The sequence below is a fragment of the Nibrella viscosa genome (assembly GCF_039541875.1).
Classification (GTDB): Bacteria; Bacteroidota; Bacteroidia; order Cytophagales; family Spirosomataceae; genus Nibrella; species Nibrella viscosa.
Map to the genome: position 1 here is coordinate 12711 of NZ_BAABHB010000013.1, position 17359 is coordinate 30069.

General features: G+C 57.7%; 16 protein-coding genes. 4 read left to right on the forward strand and 12 right to left on the reverse strand.

The window, feature by feature from the left end; genetic code table 11:
- The 4 genes from ABD931_RS23205 to ABD931_RS23220 all read left to right on the forward strand — a co-directional run.
- On the forward strand, positions 1-1090 hold a 1090-nt coding region (locus ABD931_RS23205; protein ID WP_345270403.1), incomplete at its 5' end, for a T9SS type A sorting domain-containing protein.
- 155 nt (positions 1091-1245) lie between these two features.
- Positions 1246-2304 (forward strand): branched-chain amino acid aminotransferase, encoded by a 1059-nt coding sequence (locus ABD931_RS23210; RefSeq protein WP_345270404.1) that lies wholly within the window; start codon positions 1246-1248, stop codon positions 2302-2304.
- 118 nt (positions 2305-2422) lie between these two features.
- Positions 2423-3010 carry a DUF1572 domain-containing protein gene (locus ABD931_RS23215; protein ID WP_345270405.1) on the forward strand — a complete coding sequence of 196 codons (588 nt, stop codon included), beginning with the start codon at positions 2423-2425 and terminating at the stop codon, positions 3008-3010.
- On the forward strand, positions 3007-3978 hold the full coding sequence (locus ABD931_RS23220; protein ID WP_345270406.1) for a ketopantoate reductase family protein: 972 nt from the start codon (positions 3007-3009) through the stop codon (positions 3976-3978). Before ABD931_RS23215 ends, ABD931_RS23220 begins: the two co-directional genes overlap by 4 nt.
- A 24-nt stretch (positions 3979-4002) precedes the next feature.
- Here the strand turns inward: ABD931_RS23220 and ABD931_RS23225 are convergent, their stop codons facing one another.
- The 12 genes from ABD931_RS23225 to ABD931_RS23280 form a co-directional block, all read right to left on the reverse strand.
- On the reverse strand, positions 4003-4833 hold the full coding sequence (locus ABD931_RS23225; RefSeq protein ID WP_345270407.1) for a hypothetical protein: 831 nt from the start codon (positions 4831-4833) through the stop codon (positions 4003-4005).
- Between the two features lie 27 nt (positions 4834-4860).
- Complete coding sequence (locus tag ABD931_RS23230) at positions 4861-5913, reverse strand: Rieske 2Fe-2S domain-containing protein (protein ID WP_345270409.1); 1053 nt, start codon at positions 5911-5913, stop codon at positions 4861-4863.
- Positions 5910-6359, reverse strand: a complete 450-nt coding sequence (locus tag ABD931_RS23235) for a hypothetical protein (protein WP_345270410.1) — start codon at positions 6357-6359, stop codon at positions 5910-5912. Before ABD931_RS23235 ends, ABD931_RS23230 begins: the two co-directional genes overlap by 4 nt.
- Positions 6352-6615: a hypothetical protein gene (locus ABD931_RS23240; RefSeq protein WP_345270411.1), complete on the reverse strand. Its 264-nt coding sequence runs from the start codon at positions 6613-6615 to the stop codon at positions 6352-6354. Before ABD931_RS23240 ends, ABD931_RS23235 begins: the two co-directional genes overlap by 8 nt.
- A gap of 20 nt (positions 6616-6635) precedes the next feature.
- Complete coding sequence (locus tag ABD931_RS23245) at positions 6636-7334, reverse strand: SDR family NAD(P)-dependent oxidoreductase (protein WP_345270412.1); 699 nt, start codon at positions 7332-7334, stop codon at positions 6636-6638.
- Positions 7335-7350: 16 nt separating this feature from the next.
- The gene (locus ABD931_RS23250) at positions 7351-8403 is read right to left on the reverse strand and encodes a VOC family protein (protein WP_345270413.1); all 1053 of its coding nucleotides are present in this window, start codon (positions 8401-8403) and stop codon (positions 7351-7353) included.
- 12 nt (positions 8404-8415) lie between these two features.
- Positions 8416-8754 carry a DUF1622 domain-containing protein gene (locus ABD931_RS23255; RefSeq protein ID WP_345270414.1) on the reverse strand — a complete coding sequence of 113 codons (339 nt, stop codon included), beginning with the start codon at positions 8752-8754 and terminating at the stop codon, positions 8416-8418.
- Positions 8755-8761: 7 nt separating this feature from the next.
- The gene (locus tag ABD931_RS23260; protein ID WP_345270415.1) at positions 8762-10354 is read right to left on the reverse strand and encodes a GMC oxidoreductase; all 1593 of its coding nucleotides are present in this window, start codon (positions 10352-10354) and stop codon (positions 8762-8764) included.
- 445 nt (positions 10355-10799) lie between these two features.
- Positions 10800-11609 carry an MIP/aquaporin family protein gene (locus ABD931_RS23265; protein ID WP_345270416.1) on the reverse strand — a complete coding sequence of 270 codons (810 nt, stop codon included), beginning with the start codon at positions 11607-11609 and terminating at the stop codon, positions 10800-10802.
- Positions 11606-13606 carry an amylo-alpha-1,6-glucosidase gene (locus ABD931_RS23270; RefSeq protein WP_345270417.1) on the reverse strand — a complete coding sequence of 667 codons (2001 nt, stop codon included), beginning with the start codon at positions 13604-13606 and terminating at the stop codon, positions 11606-11608. Before ABD931_RS23270 ends, ABD931_RS23265 begins: the two co-directional genes overlap by 4 nt.
- Positions 13603-16293 carry an MGH1-like glycoside hydrolase domain-containing protein gene (locus tag ABD931_RS23275; RefSeq protein WP_345270418.1) on the reverse strand — a complete coding sequence of 897 codons (2691 nt, stop codon included), beginning with the start codon at positions 16291-16293 and terminating at the stop codon, positions 13603-13605. Before ABD931_RS23275 ends, ABD931_RS23270 begins: the two co-directional genes overlap by 4 nt.
- 85 nt (positions 16294-16378) lie before the next feature.
- On the reverse strand, positions 16379-17194 hold the full coding sequence (locus ABD931_RS23280; protein ID WP_345270419.1) for an SDR family oxidoreductase: 816 nt from the start codon (positions 17192-17194) through the stop codon (positions 16379-16381).
- Between the last annotated feature and the right edge of the window lie 165 nt (positions 17195-17359).

Here is a 17359-nt window from a genome sequence, read left to right on the forward strand (position 1 = left end):
CGGGGGCAGCTTTGTCTTGCAGGAGAACGGCACCCTCATTGCCGGTAATCCCACCTTTATAGGGTTGTCGGAGGGGAATTACAAGCTGCTCATTGCGAAAGGCGGCACCTGCAGCGGTAGCATCGCCGTAACACTGACGCAAGCGGAGCTTTCTTTGACAACAAGCAGCCTGAAGCAGCCCACCTGCGGGGGCAAAGACGGGTCTTTCTCCATCAACGCAACCGGTATTACGGCACCCTATCAGTACACGCTGGTGAAAGACGTCGGGGGCAGCTTTGTCTTGCAGGAGAACGGCACCCTCATTGCCGGTAATCCCACCTTTATAGGGTTGTCGGAGGGGAATTACAAGCTGCTCATTGCGAAAGGCGGCACCTGCAGCGGTAGCATCGCCGTCTATCTGCGTTGTGAAGTTATCGGGAACGAAGGTTGTAGTCCTGGGTACTGGAAGAACAACCCAACTGCCTGGGCAACCACGAACTACTCCCCTGCACAAACATTGGAAAGTGTGTTTGATGTCCCTGATGCCTTTGGACTTGACAACACAACGCTTTTACAGGCCCTACAGGGCAATGGTGGTTCCAGCCTCGCCGACGCAGCCCTCATCTTACTCCGGGCAGGCACAACGGCCCTGCTCAATGCCTACCATGGCGACGTTGATTACCCCATAACCCAGGCGCAAATCATAACGCTTGTGAATGCTGCCCTCAGCAGCGGGAACAGGGACACCATGCTGAAGCTGGCCACCACCCTGGACAAGTACAACAATCTGGTCTGTCCGCTGGAGGCTAAGGGCAAAGGCAAGTCCAAGGCCCGGGTGGCTACCTTGTCTGAAGAGGCCATCGAACTCAATCTGACCGCACTGCCCAACCCCACTGCCGGCGCGTTTACCATCCGGATAGAGGGCGGAACTACGGAGCCGGTTTATGTACGGATGAGCGATTTGCAGGGACGACTGATCGAACAACACCCGAACGTGTCACCCAATCAGACGCTGACCCTTGGGGAGAGCTACAGCCCCGGTGTATACGTCATTGAGGCCCAACAAAGCAATCAGCGAAAACAACTGAGACTGCTAAAAGTAAGCAACTAGTTTTGTTGTCGGAATCGCCTATCTCCGCTCGTCCGCGACTGCATCGCGAGACGGGCGGCAGAGCGGCAAAACTGTATTGCTCCAAATTCACAAAACTGCTGCTGTATTTGTCGGTGGTAAATGGTTTGCTTTGCGGTATACCAACCAACAAGGCCATGACGACGACAGAACAGACTCCAACTAAGGTAATAGACCACAAACCAACCAACACCGGTGCGGCTTTCGGCAGCGAGGTGTCGGCCCATATGCTTATGGGAGTATACCGGGATGGCCAATGGCAGGAGCAGGCAATTGTACCGTTTGGCCCACTGATGCTATCCCCCACGAACCTGGCGCTGCATTATGGGCAAAGCATTTTTGAGGGCATGAAAGCCTTTCGGATGAAAGACGGAAACATCTCGGTCTTCCGGATTGACAAACACCACGAACGGCTCAATAAGACGCTGGAGCGAATGAGCATGCCCCAGATGCCGTTTTCGTACTTCGACCAGGCCATTCGGGAACTGGTAGCGGTCGACGCCGACTACGTACCCGACCTGAATGAAGGTTCCCTGTACATCCGGCCGTTTGTGTTTGCCACGGGCGAAGGGTTCCGCGTGCGGGTATCGGATACGTATCAGTTCGTTATTTTTACAGGGCCGGTCGGCGATTATTACCAGAAACCGGTGCGGGTGAAAGTAGAGACCGAATTCATCCGGGCGGCCGAAGGTGGTCCGGGTTTTGCCAAGTGTGCGGGCAACTATGCCGCTGCCTTCTATCCCACCCAGAAAGCAAACCGGGAAGGCTTCGATAATTTATTGTGGACCGACAGCCGGCAGCATGAGTTCATCGAAGAATCCGGTACCATGAACGCCATGTTTGTCATTGATGAGGTGCTGATTACCCCTTCGCTGACCGGCACCATTCTGGATGGTATCACCCGCGATTCGCTTATTCGGTTGGCCAGGGATATGGGCGTGAAAGTACAGCAGCGGAAGATCAGCTACAAAGAACTGATTGCCGGCGCGGAGCAGGGTCTGTTGCAGGAAGCGTTCGGCGTGGGTACTGCTGCCGTGGTCAGCCCCATCGAACTCATCCAGGTTCACGGGCAGGATTATCCGTTGCCGCCCTACTCCGACAACAGCCTGTGGTTCCGGTTAAAACAGCGCCTGACCCAGATCCGGACCGGCTACGAAGCCGATATGTATGGCTGGAATACAGTGCTGGACGTTTAGAAGACGTTGGATGCTGGACGTTAGACTATAGACATTAAATTGTATATGGCTTTACAGTTTTATTCTGATATTTTATGTCTAACGTCCAACGTCTAAAATCCAACGTCTAAACAAAACCATGTCTCCATCTCCGAACGAAGCCCCGACCACCGGTTACCTCTCCAGTGCCAGAAAGCAGTTTGCCTATTACAAATTGCTGGGCGAACAGACCATGAGCCAGGTGCCGGATGAGGCCCTGTTCTGGCAGGCCAGCGCCGAGAGTAACAGTATTGCCACCATCGTGAAACACCTTTGGGGCAATATGCTGTCTCGCTGGACAGAGTTCCTGACAACCGATGGCGAGAAGGAATGGCGAAACCGGGATGCTGAATTTGAAAACGACATTCACACCCGAACTGACCTGATGGCCCGCTGGAACGAGGGCTGGGCCTGCTTGTGCCAGGCGCTGGACTCGCTGCAGGATGACGACCTGCAACGGGAAATATTTATCCGGAATATGGGGCACTCCGTCCTGGAAGCCATTAACCGGCAATTAGCGCATTATCCGTACCACGTTGGGCAGATCGTTTTTATCGGCAAAATGGTCTGTGGTGAAAACTGGAACAGCCTGTCCATACCGAAGGGCCGTTCCAGCGCCTACAATGCGGAAAAGTTTGCGCAACCGAAGCGTACCGAACATTTTACGGATGAACTGCCTGGCCGATGAACACCGTCTATATCGTAGGCAACGGAGCCATTGGCCGGGCACTGGCCGTATCCCTGATTACAGCAGGCAGACAGGTCGTTATGCTGCGCGGCAGCCGGGACGATCTGCCGGCCCGCCCGGAAACCATCCGGCTGGAAACCGCCGAAGAAACACGGCTGGAGGCCACGTTGCCCGTCACCAGCCTGCGGGCGGTCGGGCGGTTGGATGGGCTTATCGTCATCGCCACCAAATCATACGCCAATCCGACGGTAGCGCTGGCGCTTAACGAAAAGGGCAACGACTCACCCATTGTCATCCTGCAAAATGGCCTGGGTGTCGAGCGGGCCTTTATGGAAGCACATAATGCCGACATCTATCGGTGCGTTCTTTTCGCGACCAGCCAGCCGGTGTCTGACGAGCAGGTGCGATTCCGGCCCGTGGCTGCTTCGCCCATCGGCCTGGTGCAGGGGCAGGCGGGGGGGCTTCACACCGTAGTGGAGCAGCTACATACCGCCACGTTTCCGTTTCGGGCGGTGGCGGATATTCAGCCGGTTGTCTGGCAGAAAACCATCATCAACAGTGTGTTCAATTCTGTTTGCCCCTTGCTGGAGACGGATAATGGTGTGTTTCACCGGGAAGAGCGTGCGCTGGCGCTGGCGACAGAAATTATTGACGAGTGCGTGGCGGTTGCCCAGGCATCCGGCATCCGGCTGGAAAGCCGGGCGGTGGTCGATAACCTGCTACAGATTAGCCGGGCGTCCGACGGTCAGCTTATCTCGACGTTACAGGACATCCGGCAGGGGCGAAAAACCGAAATCGACACCTTCAATCAGGAAATTGTCCGGATTGCCCGTAGGCTGCAACCGGCGTATCGGGTCACCAGAACGCAGTTGCTGGGCGAACTGACCGAACTTAAATCGGAGCTCAGCCAAAAACAATATGTCATGCCACCAGCCGGCGGCATGACAATATCAGATCACACTCCTTAACTAACCTAAACCCAATTGCATGGTCTATTCTGACAGTCGTTCGATGCCGGTGGCGGGGTTGAAGCTTAGCACATACCAGTCGTCGCGCCGGGTAAGCCGGCCTTTGAGCTGAACGGGCTCGGCAACATAATCCAGCACCTCGCGGTGGATGGCGTTGCCGTTCTCGTCCGTCAGCAGGTAATAGCGGGTAGAGCCTTCGGCGGTCTGCTCGGCCAGTACCGGCGGAATGCCGCCCGAAATACACCGGATGGCGCAGGAACGGTGCGGCTTGGACTGGCCGGGCTTCATGGCACCGAAATAACATTTCGGGTCGACAATCTCCCCGCGCAGGGTCACTTCGCCAAAATCAGCCGGCACGGGCTGAACGGTTCTGGCATTATCGCTGGTTTTCGCTTCGTTCACGCCCAGCAGGGCCTTTTCTCCTTCTGTTAGTTCCAGCACCGTAATGCCGTCGTGGTAAATGAGCGTGCCGCGTATTTTCACCACGGTTTGCGCCAGCGGCCGGCCCAGCTTTTCGGCAAAGGAGGCTACCACCGGGTCGGCACCAAATTTCAGGTTATTGACCAGCAGGGCCGACTGGTATATGGGCTTGCCGTTTGCATCATTACCCGCAACCCATTTCAGCGTCGGCACGGGCAGGGGCGTAATGATGCCTTCCAGTTCGGTCAGGTTGCCGTATTCGTACGTAGAGGTGGCGAAGCGTTTTTGCTCCAGCACCAGCACCGCCGGCAGAAAGAGCACCCCAACCAGCAGCAGCCCGGCCAGCCGTTTGCTGAATCGCAGGTAACGCCCGGGCGCAATCGGAAAATAGCCGACGTAGAACTCGTCGTCGGGCTCCATGGATGATTTATTCATGAGGATCAATGATGTTGAACGGGTGGTTTATCGGGTAGCGGCCTTTTCGGTTATCGACACCGGCAGCCGGGCGGTACCGTCGGGGTAGGGCGCGGGGTTGACCCATACCTGCCGGCCAACCAGTTTGAGGTCGTAGGTCGCCACTTTCTCCTTGAACGGCGGGGGTGAGCAGCCATCTTCGGGGCGGTACTGGTAGCCATGCCAGGGGCAGGTAATGCAGCCGTCGATGATTTTACCTTCGCCCAGCGGCCCGTTCTGGTGCTTGCAGACATTGGATACCGCCGATAATTTGTTGTCGTACTTAAACACGGCGATGCTTTCTCCATCAACCGTAATTACTTTGGCGCGGTTGTTCCGGATGTCGTCGATCTCCGCGACAAATACATAGCCATCGGCACTGGCCCGGCGTTTGCGTACATCGGTGCCTACCTCTTTCCAGCCGGCCGCCAGGTGGAGGGCAATCAGCGTCACCATGCCCACGCCCAGCAGACTCACCAGCCAGGGCGACGACTCCAACTGAATCACGCCCAGCATCACGTGCAGCACAATCATGGTGTAAACGGCATACACGCCCATGTGCAGGGTTTTCCAAACTTTCGGCCTCAGGTTATGCAGCCAGAAGTCGTGGCTCGACGCGGCCATCAGAAACAGGATAATGAGCGAAAAGAAACCCAGCACCTGAAACGGAAAGCGCACGAACGAATCGTAATGCACATTCGACGTAAACACCGACACCAGGGGATTGGTATCACTGTTGGAATGGAACTGCACGATGGCAAAGACGCCGTGTATAGCCGCCAGCACAAACATGGTAACGCCCAGGTGCCGCCGGTTGTAGAGCAGCAGCAGAAACCGCCTGTTGAGCCGGGCCAGCGGACCAATGGCCAGAATGATATGCAGCAGCACCAGCGCCAGGCTGCCCGCCATCCGGATGATAAGCGTTTCGGCCGTAAAATCAGGGTTGACCAGTACCGTCAGGACGCTGAACAGCAGGACATACAGGCCCATGAAAACCAGCATGGCCCCATCGTAGCGCTTTTTCTGGACGTTCCAGAGAACGGGTTGATAATTTACGCTCATGGTTTCAGGAGTATGGTGTCAATGGGTCTGCTTTTAATGCCATCGTACAGGGAAATGGTCCAGGCCGGCTCATCGGCAGACGCATCGGGTACGGCAAAGCGGTAGGTACCCCGCGGTCCGAGCCTACCCAGCAGGGTCTTCCCGGCCGCTTCATTGCCTATCGGCCCATCCGACCAGTACACCAGCGCCGAGGCCGTCGTCAGCGGTTGCCGGACAATGACCTCCAGTTGCTGACCGTCGGAAGCGTTAGCTCTGCGTACCAGTTGTAATGCCGGCGTCTCGGCCATAGCCACTACTTCGGGCAGGGCTGACGGCTGGCTGTCGGGGAGTGATTGGTCGCTGACGGTTGCCGGTATACGCTGGTAGGCGGTCAGAAAGCCAACGGGCAGCGCAATGGCCAGCGTGGTCCAGACGGCGACGTGTCGTTTGCGTAGCTGACTAATCATGGCGTTCGGATGAATTTGCCTGTAACCACCTCCGCAGCAATACCGGCCAGAACGCCAGGGTGCCGGGCAGAATCAGCAGGTAAAACGCTTTGGGCGAACCCGCCACCGCATCATCGACGCGGGCCACACCCCGCGTCACAAACGCGACGTAGAACAGCAGCCCCAGCAGCAGATAGATACCCGCCAGGGATAGACCCGCCGTTGCGACCGTTTCGACGGTGGCGCGGGACACGGCGGTGAGAATAACCGGGTACATGGTGTTGGTGGTTTAATGGTTTAGGCGGCCCCGTAGACTTTCAGCACCACATCCTGAATTTTGCGGCCGGCCGGTGAGCAGACAAACGCCATGGATTCGGCCACCTCTTCGGGCCTGACCCAGGTGCGGAAATCAGCGTCCGGATTCGACTGCCGGTTGCGGGGCGTATCAATCGTGCTGGGCACCAGCACCGACGAGAAAATGTGCTTTTTTTTACCCTCGGCGTTCAGCAGTTCGGCCAGTTTGAACAGCAGCGACTTCGACAAGGCATACGCCATATAATCCTTTCCTTCCTGCGATTCCAGTGCCGGACGGGCACCGATGAAGATTAGCTGCCCGCCATTGTCCTGCTTCAGCATCTGCTGGTACACCTGCCGGGCCATAAAATAGGCCGATTCAAAATTTAGTTGAATCATCTTCTGCAATTGCTCCTGCCCGGTCTGCTCAATACTCCCGGCGGCAAATCCACCCACCAGCATCACCGAGGCTTCGATGGTGCTGTCGGTGTATGCCGCTATTTTCCGGACAAACTGCTCCACGTCGGCCTCACTGGTTACGTCTACGGTATGGGTTTCCAGCCGCAGCCGGTTTTCCAGCGGAGCCGCCTTGCTGTTGGGCTCAACGGTAGCGATGACGTAATACCCTGCGTCAATAAATTTCTCTACCGCAGCCCGGCCCAGATTTCCTGCAGCTCCGGTGATAATGACAATCTTTTTCATGGTTGAAACGGATGTGTTAATAGGTCTTTTGTGTAGTAAGTGGTTGGTCCTGTTCGGTAATCAGCAGCGCGTGTCCGTCGGGGTCACGGGCCAGAAAGCCCTTGGTAACTCCCAGCGCTCGGTTCGGAATGGCCACCGGTTCGGCCGACAGCACGGCATAACCAGCGTTGCGAAGTCGGCTCAGCGCCTGTCCGGCATTATCGACTACCACGGTCGTGTACCAGTGGAAGAGGTCGTCGGCGCGGGCATCGGCGGGGTACGGCCGGCCGGTGCGGGGCTGGATGTATTTCAGAAACTCTATGCCCGGTCCCGCACCGGAGCGCAGTCCGGAGATGTGGAGTTCGGCATCCGGCACGTTGTTGAGGTGCGCCTGCTCGGTACCCACGTTATGGCTTTCGCCTTTTACGGCGAATCCCAGCAAATCCTGGTAAAATTTCAGGCTGTTGGCGGTATTCGACACGGCGATGGCGGTATGGTCGATGCCGAGGAATAAGCGGTTGTGTACCTGCTGCCAGCGGGGGTCTCCTTTGCCGGGCGGGAAGTAAATCAGCTCCAGGTTATGGCCATCGGGATCGCGGAAGTAAAAGGCCCGTACGCCCGCTGCTGCCTGGTTGGAAGCCGGAATGGTCTGCGGCCCGGTCGATACGTGCTGGACGTTATGCTGCCGCAGATGAGCATAGGCTTTGTCCATATCGCTGACGACCAGCGCCAGGTGCTGAAACCACAGGTCGTTGCTGCGGGTATCCGGCGGGTTGGGCCGTCCGCCCGGTGTCAGGTAATCGACCAGGTCGATTTGCTCCTCACCCAGTTTCAGCCGGACCACCCGCAGTCGTACGCCAAATACCCCGGTCAGCTTTTCGTACTCCGTCCCGTACATTTCAGTATCGGAGACTTTCTCGAAGGGCAGCACACTGGTGTAAAACGCCAGGGCCTGGTTCATGTCGGAGACGATAATGCCCACCGGTCCTACTTTCCGGACGGGCTGCGCAGCCAGCGACAGGCTAATCAGCACGGCCAGAAAAGCCTCCAGCCCCAGCATACCGTAACGGTTGTAAATCTTGCTTTTCATGATGGTATCGTGTCAGGATAGTTCGGCCACGGCAGCATCGCGTTTGTCGACATGCCGCAGTTCGCGTTCGAGGAAGTAGTTCAGCGCGGTTCGCAGTACGGCGATGGCCGCCAGTTGACCGATGTCGTTCCAGGTGGGTGCCACGGCCGTTTCCAGAATATCGGCGGCCAGCAGAAACTCCAGCGCCAGGGCCAGTGAGCTACCGAACGCCAGCCGGATGGCTTCGCGGGTCAGTTGCTGACGGCTGTAGCTGACCACCGCCCGGACAGCCGCCGTGCCGATAATGACAGCGGCCACGGCCTCAATAAACCAGGCCAGGTACATGGTAATCAGTTTTACAAGCTCTTCCATAACCAGCTTACGCGATAACTTCGGTTGGCTCCGGCACAGCCTCCTCGGCTTTCAATTGACCGAGCAGGTGGTCACCGACCCGCAGGGCGTTGGCAATAATCGTCAGCGACGGATTGAACGCGCCTGATGAGACAAAGAAGCTGCTGTCGACCACGTACAGGTTATCGAGGTCGTGGGCTTTGCAGTTGATGTCCAGCACGGATGTTTTTGGGTCGATGCCGAACCGGCAGGTACCCGCCTGGTGCGACACACCCGAAATACCCAGGTCGTAGCCGACGTACACATCGTCTTTGACCATGTAGTGGGTCATGCCCACCTGCCGCAGAATGGTCAGCAGTTTATCCTTCAGCCGGTCGTAAGCCTCCGTATTATTCGGTGTGTAGCTGGTGCGTATACTTCCGTCCGGGCGAACCGTTACCCGGTTATCCGGCGAGGGCAGGTCTTCCGATGTCAGCCAGAAATCGATGGAATGCGTCGAGAGATACTCCAATGGCACATTTGGCAAGGCATCTTTGGCTTCGTCAAGCAGTGTATCCGGGTCGGTTTTGCCCATCAGTTGAATGGCACCCAGCGGATACGGGGAGTCGGGGGCGTTGTGATAAAAATCGGCGATACCAAAAGACTTCTGAAACACTGAATTGTTGGGCGTGTCGGAAATGGCGACAATGGTCCCGTTGAGGTGCTTCATGTAGTTGCGGCCGACCTGGTCGGAGCTGTTGGCCAGACCGTTCGGGTGCTTTTCGTTGGCCGACTTCAGCAGCAGGGCCGCGGAATTGACTGCCCCACAGGCCACCACCACCACATTAGCCGAATAGCTTTCCAACTGCCCGTTGCGCTTAGCCACCACTCGGTTCACCCGCTTACCCGACACATCGGTTTCGAGTTTTTCGACCAGGGCGTTGGTCAGCAGCGTCACGTTCGGATAGGCCAGCGCGGGGTTCAGGGCCACCACGTGTGCATCGGCTTTGGCTTCCGTCAGGTCCGGAAAGCCGTCGAAGTTGCTCAGGTGAACGGGAGCCTGCGGGTACGGTTTGTTGTCGGCCAGCCGCACGCCAATAGGCAGCGGGAACGGCCGAAAGCCCAGGCGCTGAATGTCCTCGTACAGCTCCTTCATGCGGGGTTCGTGAACGATGGGGCCGTAGGGATACGGCGCACTCGCAGACGGTTCGGTCGGGTCAACGCCCCGCTGGCCGTGAACGCTGTATAGCTTTTCAGCTTCGGTATAATACGGCTCCAGGTCCTGATAGCGGATGGGCCAGGCCGGCGAGATACCGCCATAATGTCTGGTCTCCTGAAAATCGGTCTCCCGCAGCCGGAACAGGGCCGAGCCGTACAGCTTGGTGTTGCCGCCGACGCAGTAGTGCGTGAAGGGGCTGAAGGGTTTGTCGTTCTGGTCGTACCACTGCTCGGTGGTCCGGTAGCGGCCTTTGGTGAAGACCTCGATGGGGTCCCAGTTCTCTTTTTCTTTGGGGATAAAATCGCCCCGCTCCAGAATGAGGATGCGCAGGCCGGAAGGTGCCAGTTTGTAGGCCAGCGTGCCGCCACCGGCTCCGGTGCCGATGATGATGACGTCGAAATGATTGGGCGTTGTAACTTTCATAACAGAATCGTTTTTGGTTCGTGGTAATGCCGTTCGTTTTGGGCAAGGCCCTCCCTTACCCCGGTTTTGCAGGGGTATTGTAAGGCAGGGTTATGTTCACCGATTAATTGGCGTTAGCTTCTACTTGTACTTGGTCTTAAGCACTTAGCCAGCATGTATCGACCCTCTATCAGTTCCTACTAAGCCCGAAGGGCTTGACTGTGGATAACCCTGGCTTGTAGCCGGGGATGGACACCTGTGCCAGAATCCCCAACCCTGAAAGGGTTGACTTTGGACTGGTTGGTTCAACCCTTTCAGGGTTGGCAGACAGTATCCGGGTTCCGCTGGCCCCGACCTACAGTCGGGGTTATCCATAGTCAAGCCTTTCAGGCTTGGGGCGCTTGGCTGTTCAGCTATGGTTCAGTTTTGCATAAGGCTATACTGCTGTTCAGACGGGGGCGCCCGGCTATTGCAAATCCTGAACAGCGGTCGGCTCGTGCTGGGCGTAGCCGCAGTTGAAAATACAGGGCTGATTGTTGTGGTGGTGCATCTTGGCGCACTTCACGGTTGGCACCCGGTTCATGCGCCGGTACACGTCGGCCGCCGTCAGCATCCCCGTTACCGGGGCCAGCAGGTAAATCCAGAAGGCGGTCCAGACGTTTGCCGGCACGGCCGAAGCCAGCGTCCGGGCCGGGTTCATGCCGAAGCCGGAGACAGGGCCGGTGGTGACGACGTACAGCCAGACCATACTGCCGGCAATAATGCTGGTGTACCGTGCCCAGCGAGGCCGATTGGTGGTGTGCAGCACCATCGTCATCATGCAGAAGGCAATGAGTATCTCTACCCCAAACGCCCGGATATTTCCCTGTTGCGGCACCGTCACCACGTAGCGTACCGGCATATCCGTAAAGGCATGGCCCAGCAGGACTTTCACCAGCAGCACACCCGCCAAACCACCGAAGCATTGGAAAATCATGTAGAAGACCGCATCGGTTCGTTTCACTTTCCCCAGCCGGTAGAACGTCAGGGTAACGGCCGGGTTGATGTGTGCCCCCGACCGTTTGCCCCAGGGCGAATAGAAGATGCCGATCGCCGTCAGCCCCATGAACATGCCCATCAGCACCAGCCGCAGAAAGCCGTTCGGCAACGCCTGACGCACCGGCGAGGGCGGGTATTCGAGCAGGGTGCCGAACGTGCCCGCCGACACCATAAAGATGCCCAGTCCGGCGGCCTCCATCAGGTATTCGGGCCAGTGCAGCGACCTCAGCGTATTCATGGCTGTACCGGTTGTAGCGTTTCGGCTACCGGACTATCAAACAACTGATGCACCCGAATCACCCGCAGCAGTTCACCCACCCCCCAGGCCTGGGCAATACAGCCGCGTGGGCTATGCGGAGCGGCACCGTCGAAGATTTCGGAGATGGTGCCAATGCCTGCTTCGTTCAGATGATACGCCAGGTTATCGAGTACCTGACGAGCCTGCCTGGTGCCCATCTGACGACCTTTGACGTTAACCAGCGCATCGATGTAGGGTCCCAGCCACCAGCTCCAGACGGTACCCTGGTGGTACGCGCCGTCGCGGTGCCATTGGTCGCCCCCGTACACCGGCTTGTACTCCACATGGTCGGGCGAGAGGCTACGCAGGCCAACGGGCGTGTACAGCGTTTTCTCTACGACTTGCAGCACCTTCCGGGCCTTATCCATCGTCAGCAGCGGGAACGGCAGACTGATAGCCAGTAACTGGTTCGGCCGGATGTTGTCGTTGCGGTAGTCACCGTCGATGTAATCATACAAACAGCTTTTCTCCGGATTCCAGAACTGCCGGTTGAAAGATTCTATTGCCAGGTCGGCTTTCAGCGCCATTTGCAGGGCCAGTTCGCCCTGCCCGAAGTCGCGGGCCAGTTCGGCGAAAATGCGGAGCGCATTATACCAGAGCGCGTTTACCTCCACGGCCTTGCCCTGGCGGGGTGTCACCACCCAATCACCAACGCGGGCATCCATCCAGGTAAGCTGCTGACCCGGTACGCCCCCGTAGAGCAACCCGTCGGTGTCGACGTGAATCTGGTAGCGGGTACCCCGGAAGTGCCAGTCCAGCATATCGTGCAGCACGGGCAGCATTTCGTCGCGGACAAACACCCCATCGTGCGTAAACTGCCGGTACTGGTATATGGCCACAAAAAACCAGAGCGTTGCGTCGATGGTGTTGTATTCCGGTGCTTCGCCGTAGTCGGGAAATCGGTTGGGGAGCATGCCCTCACTCACCGATTGCGCAAAGGCTCTCAGAATATTCTTTGCATCATCGAACCGGCCCGTGGTCAGGCAGATACCCGGCAGCGCAATCATCGTATCGCGACCCCAGTCCGAAAACCAGTGGTAACCGGCAATGATGGTCTTGAGGTTATCGCCCCGCTTCACCACAAACTGGTCGGCGGCTAGTGTGAGCGTCGTTATCCAGTCGTTTTTCACCGGCTGATTGTCGAGCAGCATCTCCCGGCGACGGCGTTCCTTGTCCAGCAACGCAAAGGCGTTGCGGCCCAGCGGAGATTCGGTCGAGACGATGATACCCACCTTATCTCCTTCGCGCAGTTCCAGCGAGAACCGGCCGGGCGAGAACAAATCTTCCCTAAAATCCAGTCCGCGATACTGCTCTATCGCATACTCCAGGTTATAGTACCAGTCGGCCTGTTCGTGGAAAGCCGCGCCCGGTATCGAGATAAACAGGTTGGCCGAATCTGCGTAGGGCTGGATGTGCAGCACCCCGTCGCCAATCAGGTTACCCATCTGTACATCGCCGTTGACGTGCATCATACTGTGGTAATCCCGGCCCGCCACCAGCGGCAGCCATTCGAGGGAGAACGGTGACGGCGCTTCCAAAACTTCGTAGGTGACCAGGGTGGTATTTTCGCCGTTGACGGCCGCGATGGTTTTGCGCAGGGTTACGCCACCGGCCTGGTACACGAACTCCGGGAACAGCGTTTTGCGGAACTGCATGAGATGCAGGTAGCCCTGCGGGTACACGGCGCCGGGATACTGGTTGGTGCCCAGTTCGTAAGTCTCGCCGTTGATGCGCAGGGTTTCGTCCAGCTTGGACAGCAGCACCTGCCGCCCCACGGGCGGATTGGTAGCCGCCACCAGCAGGCCGTGGTACCGGCGGGTATGCGTCCCGCTCAGGGTCGAGCCGGCCCAGCCGCCGAGGCCGTTGGTCTCCAGCCATTCGCGCCGGGATGCCTCACCAGATTGCCGGGTGATGGTTTGGTCGAACGATAGTTTCATGACAATACAGGCTGAGTGGCTTTGGCAGACCCGTTGACCGGAACTTCCTGCGGAATAGCCTGGGTTCGGCGCGGGTGAATCAGTTTCGCAATGAGGCCGGTCCAGCCCGTCTGGTGCGATGCGCCTACTCCGCGGCCGTTGTCGCCGTGGAAGTATTCGTAAAACCAGAGGTAATCGCGGAAGTGCGGGTCGTTCTGGAGCTTTTCGTTGTGTCCGAACACGGGTCGCCGACCGTCTTCGCTGGTCAGGAAGATACCCGCCAGCCGATTCGCCAGGGCCTGCGCAATCTCGTTGAGCGTAGCGTACTGGCCGGAGCCGGTGGGGTACTCTACCTTGAAATCGTCCCCGTAGTAATGGTGGAACCGCTGCAGGGATTCGATGAGCAGGTAATTGACCGGGAACCAGATGGGGCCGCGCCAGTTGGAGTTGCCCCCGAACAGCCCCGAATCCGATTCGCCCGGCTGATAGGTAACGGTAAACTTGTTGCCGTTGGCCCAGAACTCGTACGGATGGTCGTGGTGGTAGCGTGAGAGCGCCCGGATGCCGTACGCCGACAGAAACTCGGTTTCGTCGAGCATGCGTTTGAGCAGTTTCTTCATGCGGTGGCCGCGCAGCAGCGAGAGCAGGTGGCGCTCGCCTTTGCCCGGCTCCTGCCAGCGCGAGACCAGACTCGCCAGTTCGGGCCGGTTCTCCAGGAACCACCGCAGCCGGTTGGCAAACTCGGGCTGCGCCTGCAGGATTTCGTCGTCCAGCACCTCCACAGCAAACAGCGGAATCAGACCAACCATCGAGCGGACTTTCAGCTTGATGCGCTCGTTGTTGGGCGTATGCAGCACGTCGTAGAAAAATTCATCTTCATCGTCCCAGAGATTGATACCCTGGTTACCGACATTGGACATGGCCCCGGCGATGTACAGGAAGTGCTCGAAGAACTTGGTGGCAATGCCCTGATACGTCGGATTGGTTTTGGACAGCTCCAGCGCAATCCGCATCAGGTTGAGTGAGTACATGGCCATCCAACTGGTGCCGTCGGCCTGTTCGATAAAACCGCCCGTCGGCAGTTCGGCGCTCCGGTCGAACACGCCAATGTTATCGAGACCCAGAAAACCGCCCTGGAAGATATTCAGGCCGTTTTTGTCTTTCTGATTGACCCACCAGGTAAAGTTGAGCAGCAGTTTGTGGTACACTTCTTCGAGGAACCGCACGTCGCCCTGACCACCGTTCTGCTTCTGGTCTATTTTGTAGACCCGCCAGGTTGCCCAGGCGTGTACCGGCGGATTGACGTCGCTAAACTGCCATTCGTAGGCCGGTAACTGGCCGTTGGGGTGCATGTACCATTCTTTGGTGAGCAGCAGCAACTGATGCTTGGCAAATTCGGCATCCACCAGCGCCAGCGGGAGGCAGTGGAACGCCAGGTCCCAGGCCGCGTACCAGGGGTATTCCCACTTATCGGGCATCGAGATAACATCGGCATTGTTGAGGTGGAACCAGGCATTGTTGCGGCCGTGCTTCCGTTCCGGGGGTGGTGCGGGCTGCGCCGGGTCCCCGTTGAGCCATTGCGGAATATCGAAATAGTAGAACTGCTTGCTCCACAGCATACCGGCAAACGCCTGCCGCTGCACCCGCCGGGCATCCTCAGACGGAATGTCCTGCTGAAGATTGCGGTAGAACTCGTCGGCCTCGTGAGCCCGCTGCCGGAATACCGCATCAAACTGGTCGAAGGGGGCGATCAATCCGGGTTTAGCCAGTCGCAGCTTAACCGTCACCGACTGCCCGGCCGGTACCGTTACCGGATAATGGGCCGCGGCCTTCGTACCGGTATGCGTTGGATTAGGGGCTTGTTTGTTTCCCTGCACCAGGTAGTCGTTGATGGCATCTTTCGGGTACGGTGACGTTCCGGGAACACCGTACAGTCGCCGGCTGTTGGTTTCGTTATCGCAGAACAGGAACGTAGGCTGCTGGCCGGCGTACAGGGTAAAGGTGCCCATGTCGCGGTGGTGAATATCAACGGAACCATCGTCGCCGGCGTTCAGGCTGGGGCGGTAGGCATTGTAGCCCCACGCCCAGGTGTTACGGAACCAGACTTGCGGGAGAATATGCAGCGGAGCATCTTCGGAACCCCGGTTATGCGCCGTCACCTGAATCAGGATGTCGTGCGTATTGACTTTAGCGTATTCGATGAAGATGTCGAAGTAGCGGTTCTCGTCGAAAACGCCCGTATCGATGAGTTCAAACTCCGGGTCCTGCTTGCTGCGTCGCCGGTTTTCGTCCACCAGCCAGGCATACGGAAAAGCGGCCTGCGGGTATTTGTAGAGCATCTTCATGTACGAATGCGTCGGCGTACTATCCAGGTAGTAGTAATGCTCCTTCACATCCTCGGCATGGTTGCCTTCGTTACCGGTCAGGCCAAACAGCCGCTCTTTCAGAATGGGGTCGTGGCCGTTCCAGAACGCCAGGGCGAAACAGAGCCGCTGCTGGTCGTCGCTAATGCCGGCTATGCCTTCTTCACCCCAGCGGTAGGCTTTGCTGCGGGCCATATCGTGCGAGACAAACTCCCAGGCATTGCCGTAGGGGCTGTAATCTTCGCGCACCGTGCCCCACTGCCGGTCGGTCAGGTAAGGCCCAATGTAGCGCCAGTGCGCCTTGCCTTCCTTCGTCTCCTGTAAACGGGTATGTTCTGTTGTCATTTGGTCGTTTGAGGTTTAAGGTTTGACGTTTGAGGTTAGAAAGGAAAAACGTTAAACGTTAAACCTTAAACCTCAAACGGAACCATTAGCCGTTCGCTCTGAAACCGGGAAACAGCGTCATGCCACCATCGACAAAAAGCGTGATGCCGTGGACGTAATCGGATTCGTCGGAAGCCAGCCAGGCGGCTGCTTCGCCGATGTCGCGGGGTTCGCCGATGCGGTTGTAGGGAATCAGGGTCAGCAGCTGGTTCGCGGCTTCTTCGGTTTCCCAGGCTTCGTGGTTGATGGGGGTTTTGATGGCACCGGGACCGATGCTGTTGACCCGGATTTTGTAGCCGGCCAGTTCCTGGGCAATGGTTTTCATCAGGAGCATCACCCCGCCTTTCGAGGCCGCATAGTTGGCGTGACCCGCCCAGGGAATTAGCTCATGCACCGAACTCATGCAGATAATCTTCCCGGCCGCGGTGGAGATTTCAGGTTGCACACCCCGGCGGATGAATTCGCGGGCGGCTTCGCGGGCGCAGAGAAACTGCCCCGTCAGGTTGACGCCCAATACGTACTGCCACTGGTCCAGCGTCATGTCGACAAACGCAGCGTCTTTTTGCAGGCCGGCATTATTCACCAGAATGTGAAAGGTACCAAACTGGTCCTTCACCTGGCTAAACATACGCTGTACCTGGTCTTCCTGGCTGACGTCGGCTTTGATGGCCATGGCGCAGCCGCCATCATCCTTAATTTCCTGGACTACTTTTTCGGCCCCGGCCGAACTGCTGGAGTAGTTGACGACCACGGCAGCCCCGTCGGCGGCTAAGGCTTTGGCCACGCCCGCGCCGATGCCCGAACTGGCCCCGGTGACGATGGCAACCTGATTTTTTAATCGTTGTCTGGCTGAATCTTTCATGGCAGCGTGTAAAAAGAGAATGGTTTTGACTGGGTGTTTGCGAAAGTGATGCCAATGTAGGGAATGGTTGTTCAAATCCCGCAAAACAGGCTGCTAAGCAGGGATTTGCACAACTCTCGACGTTTATAGGTATACGGGACGCCCAGTCGGGTATCACGAAATGTC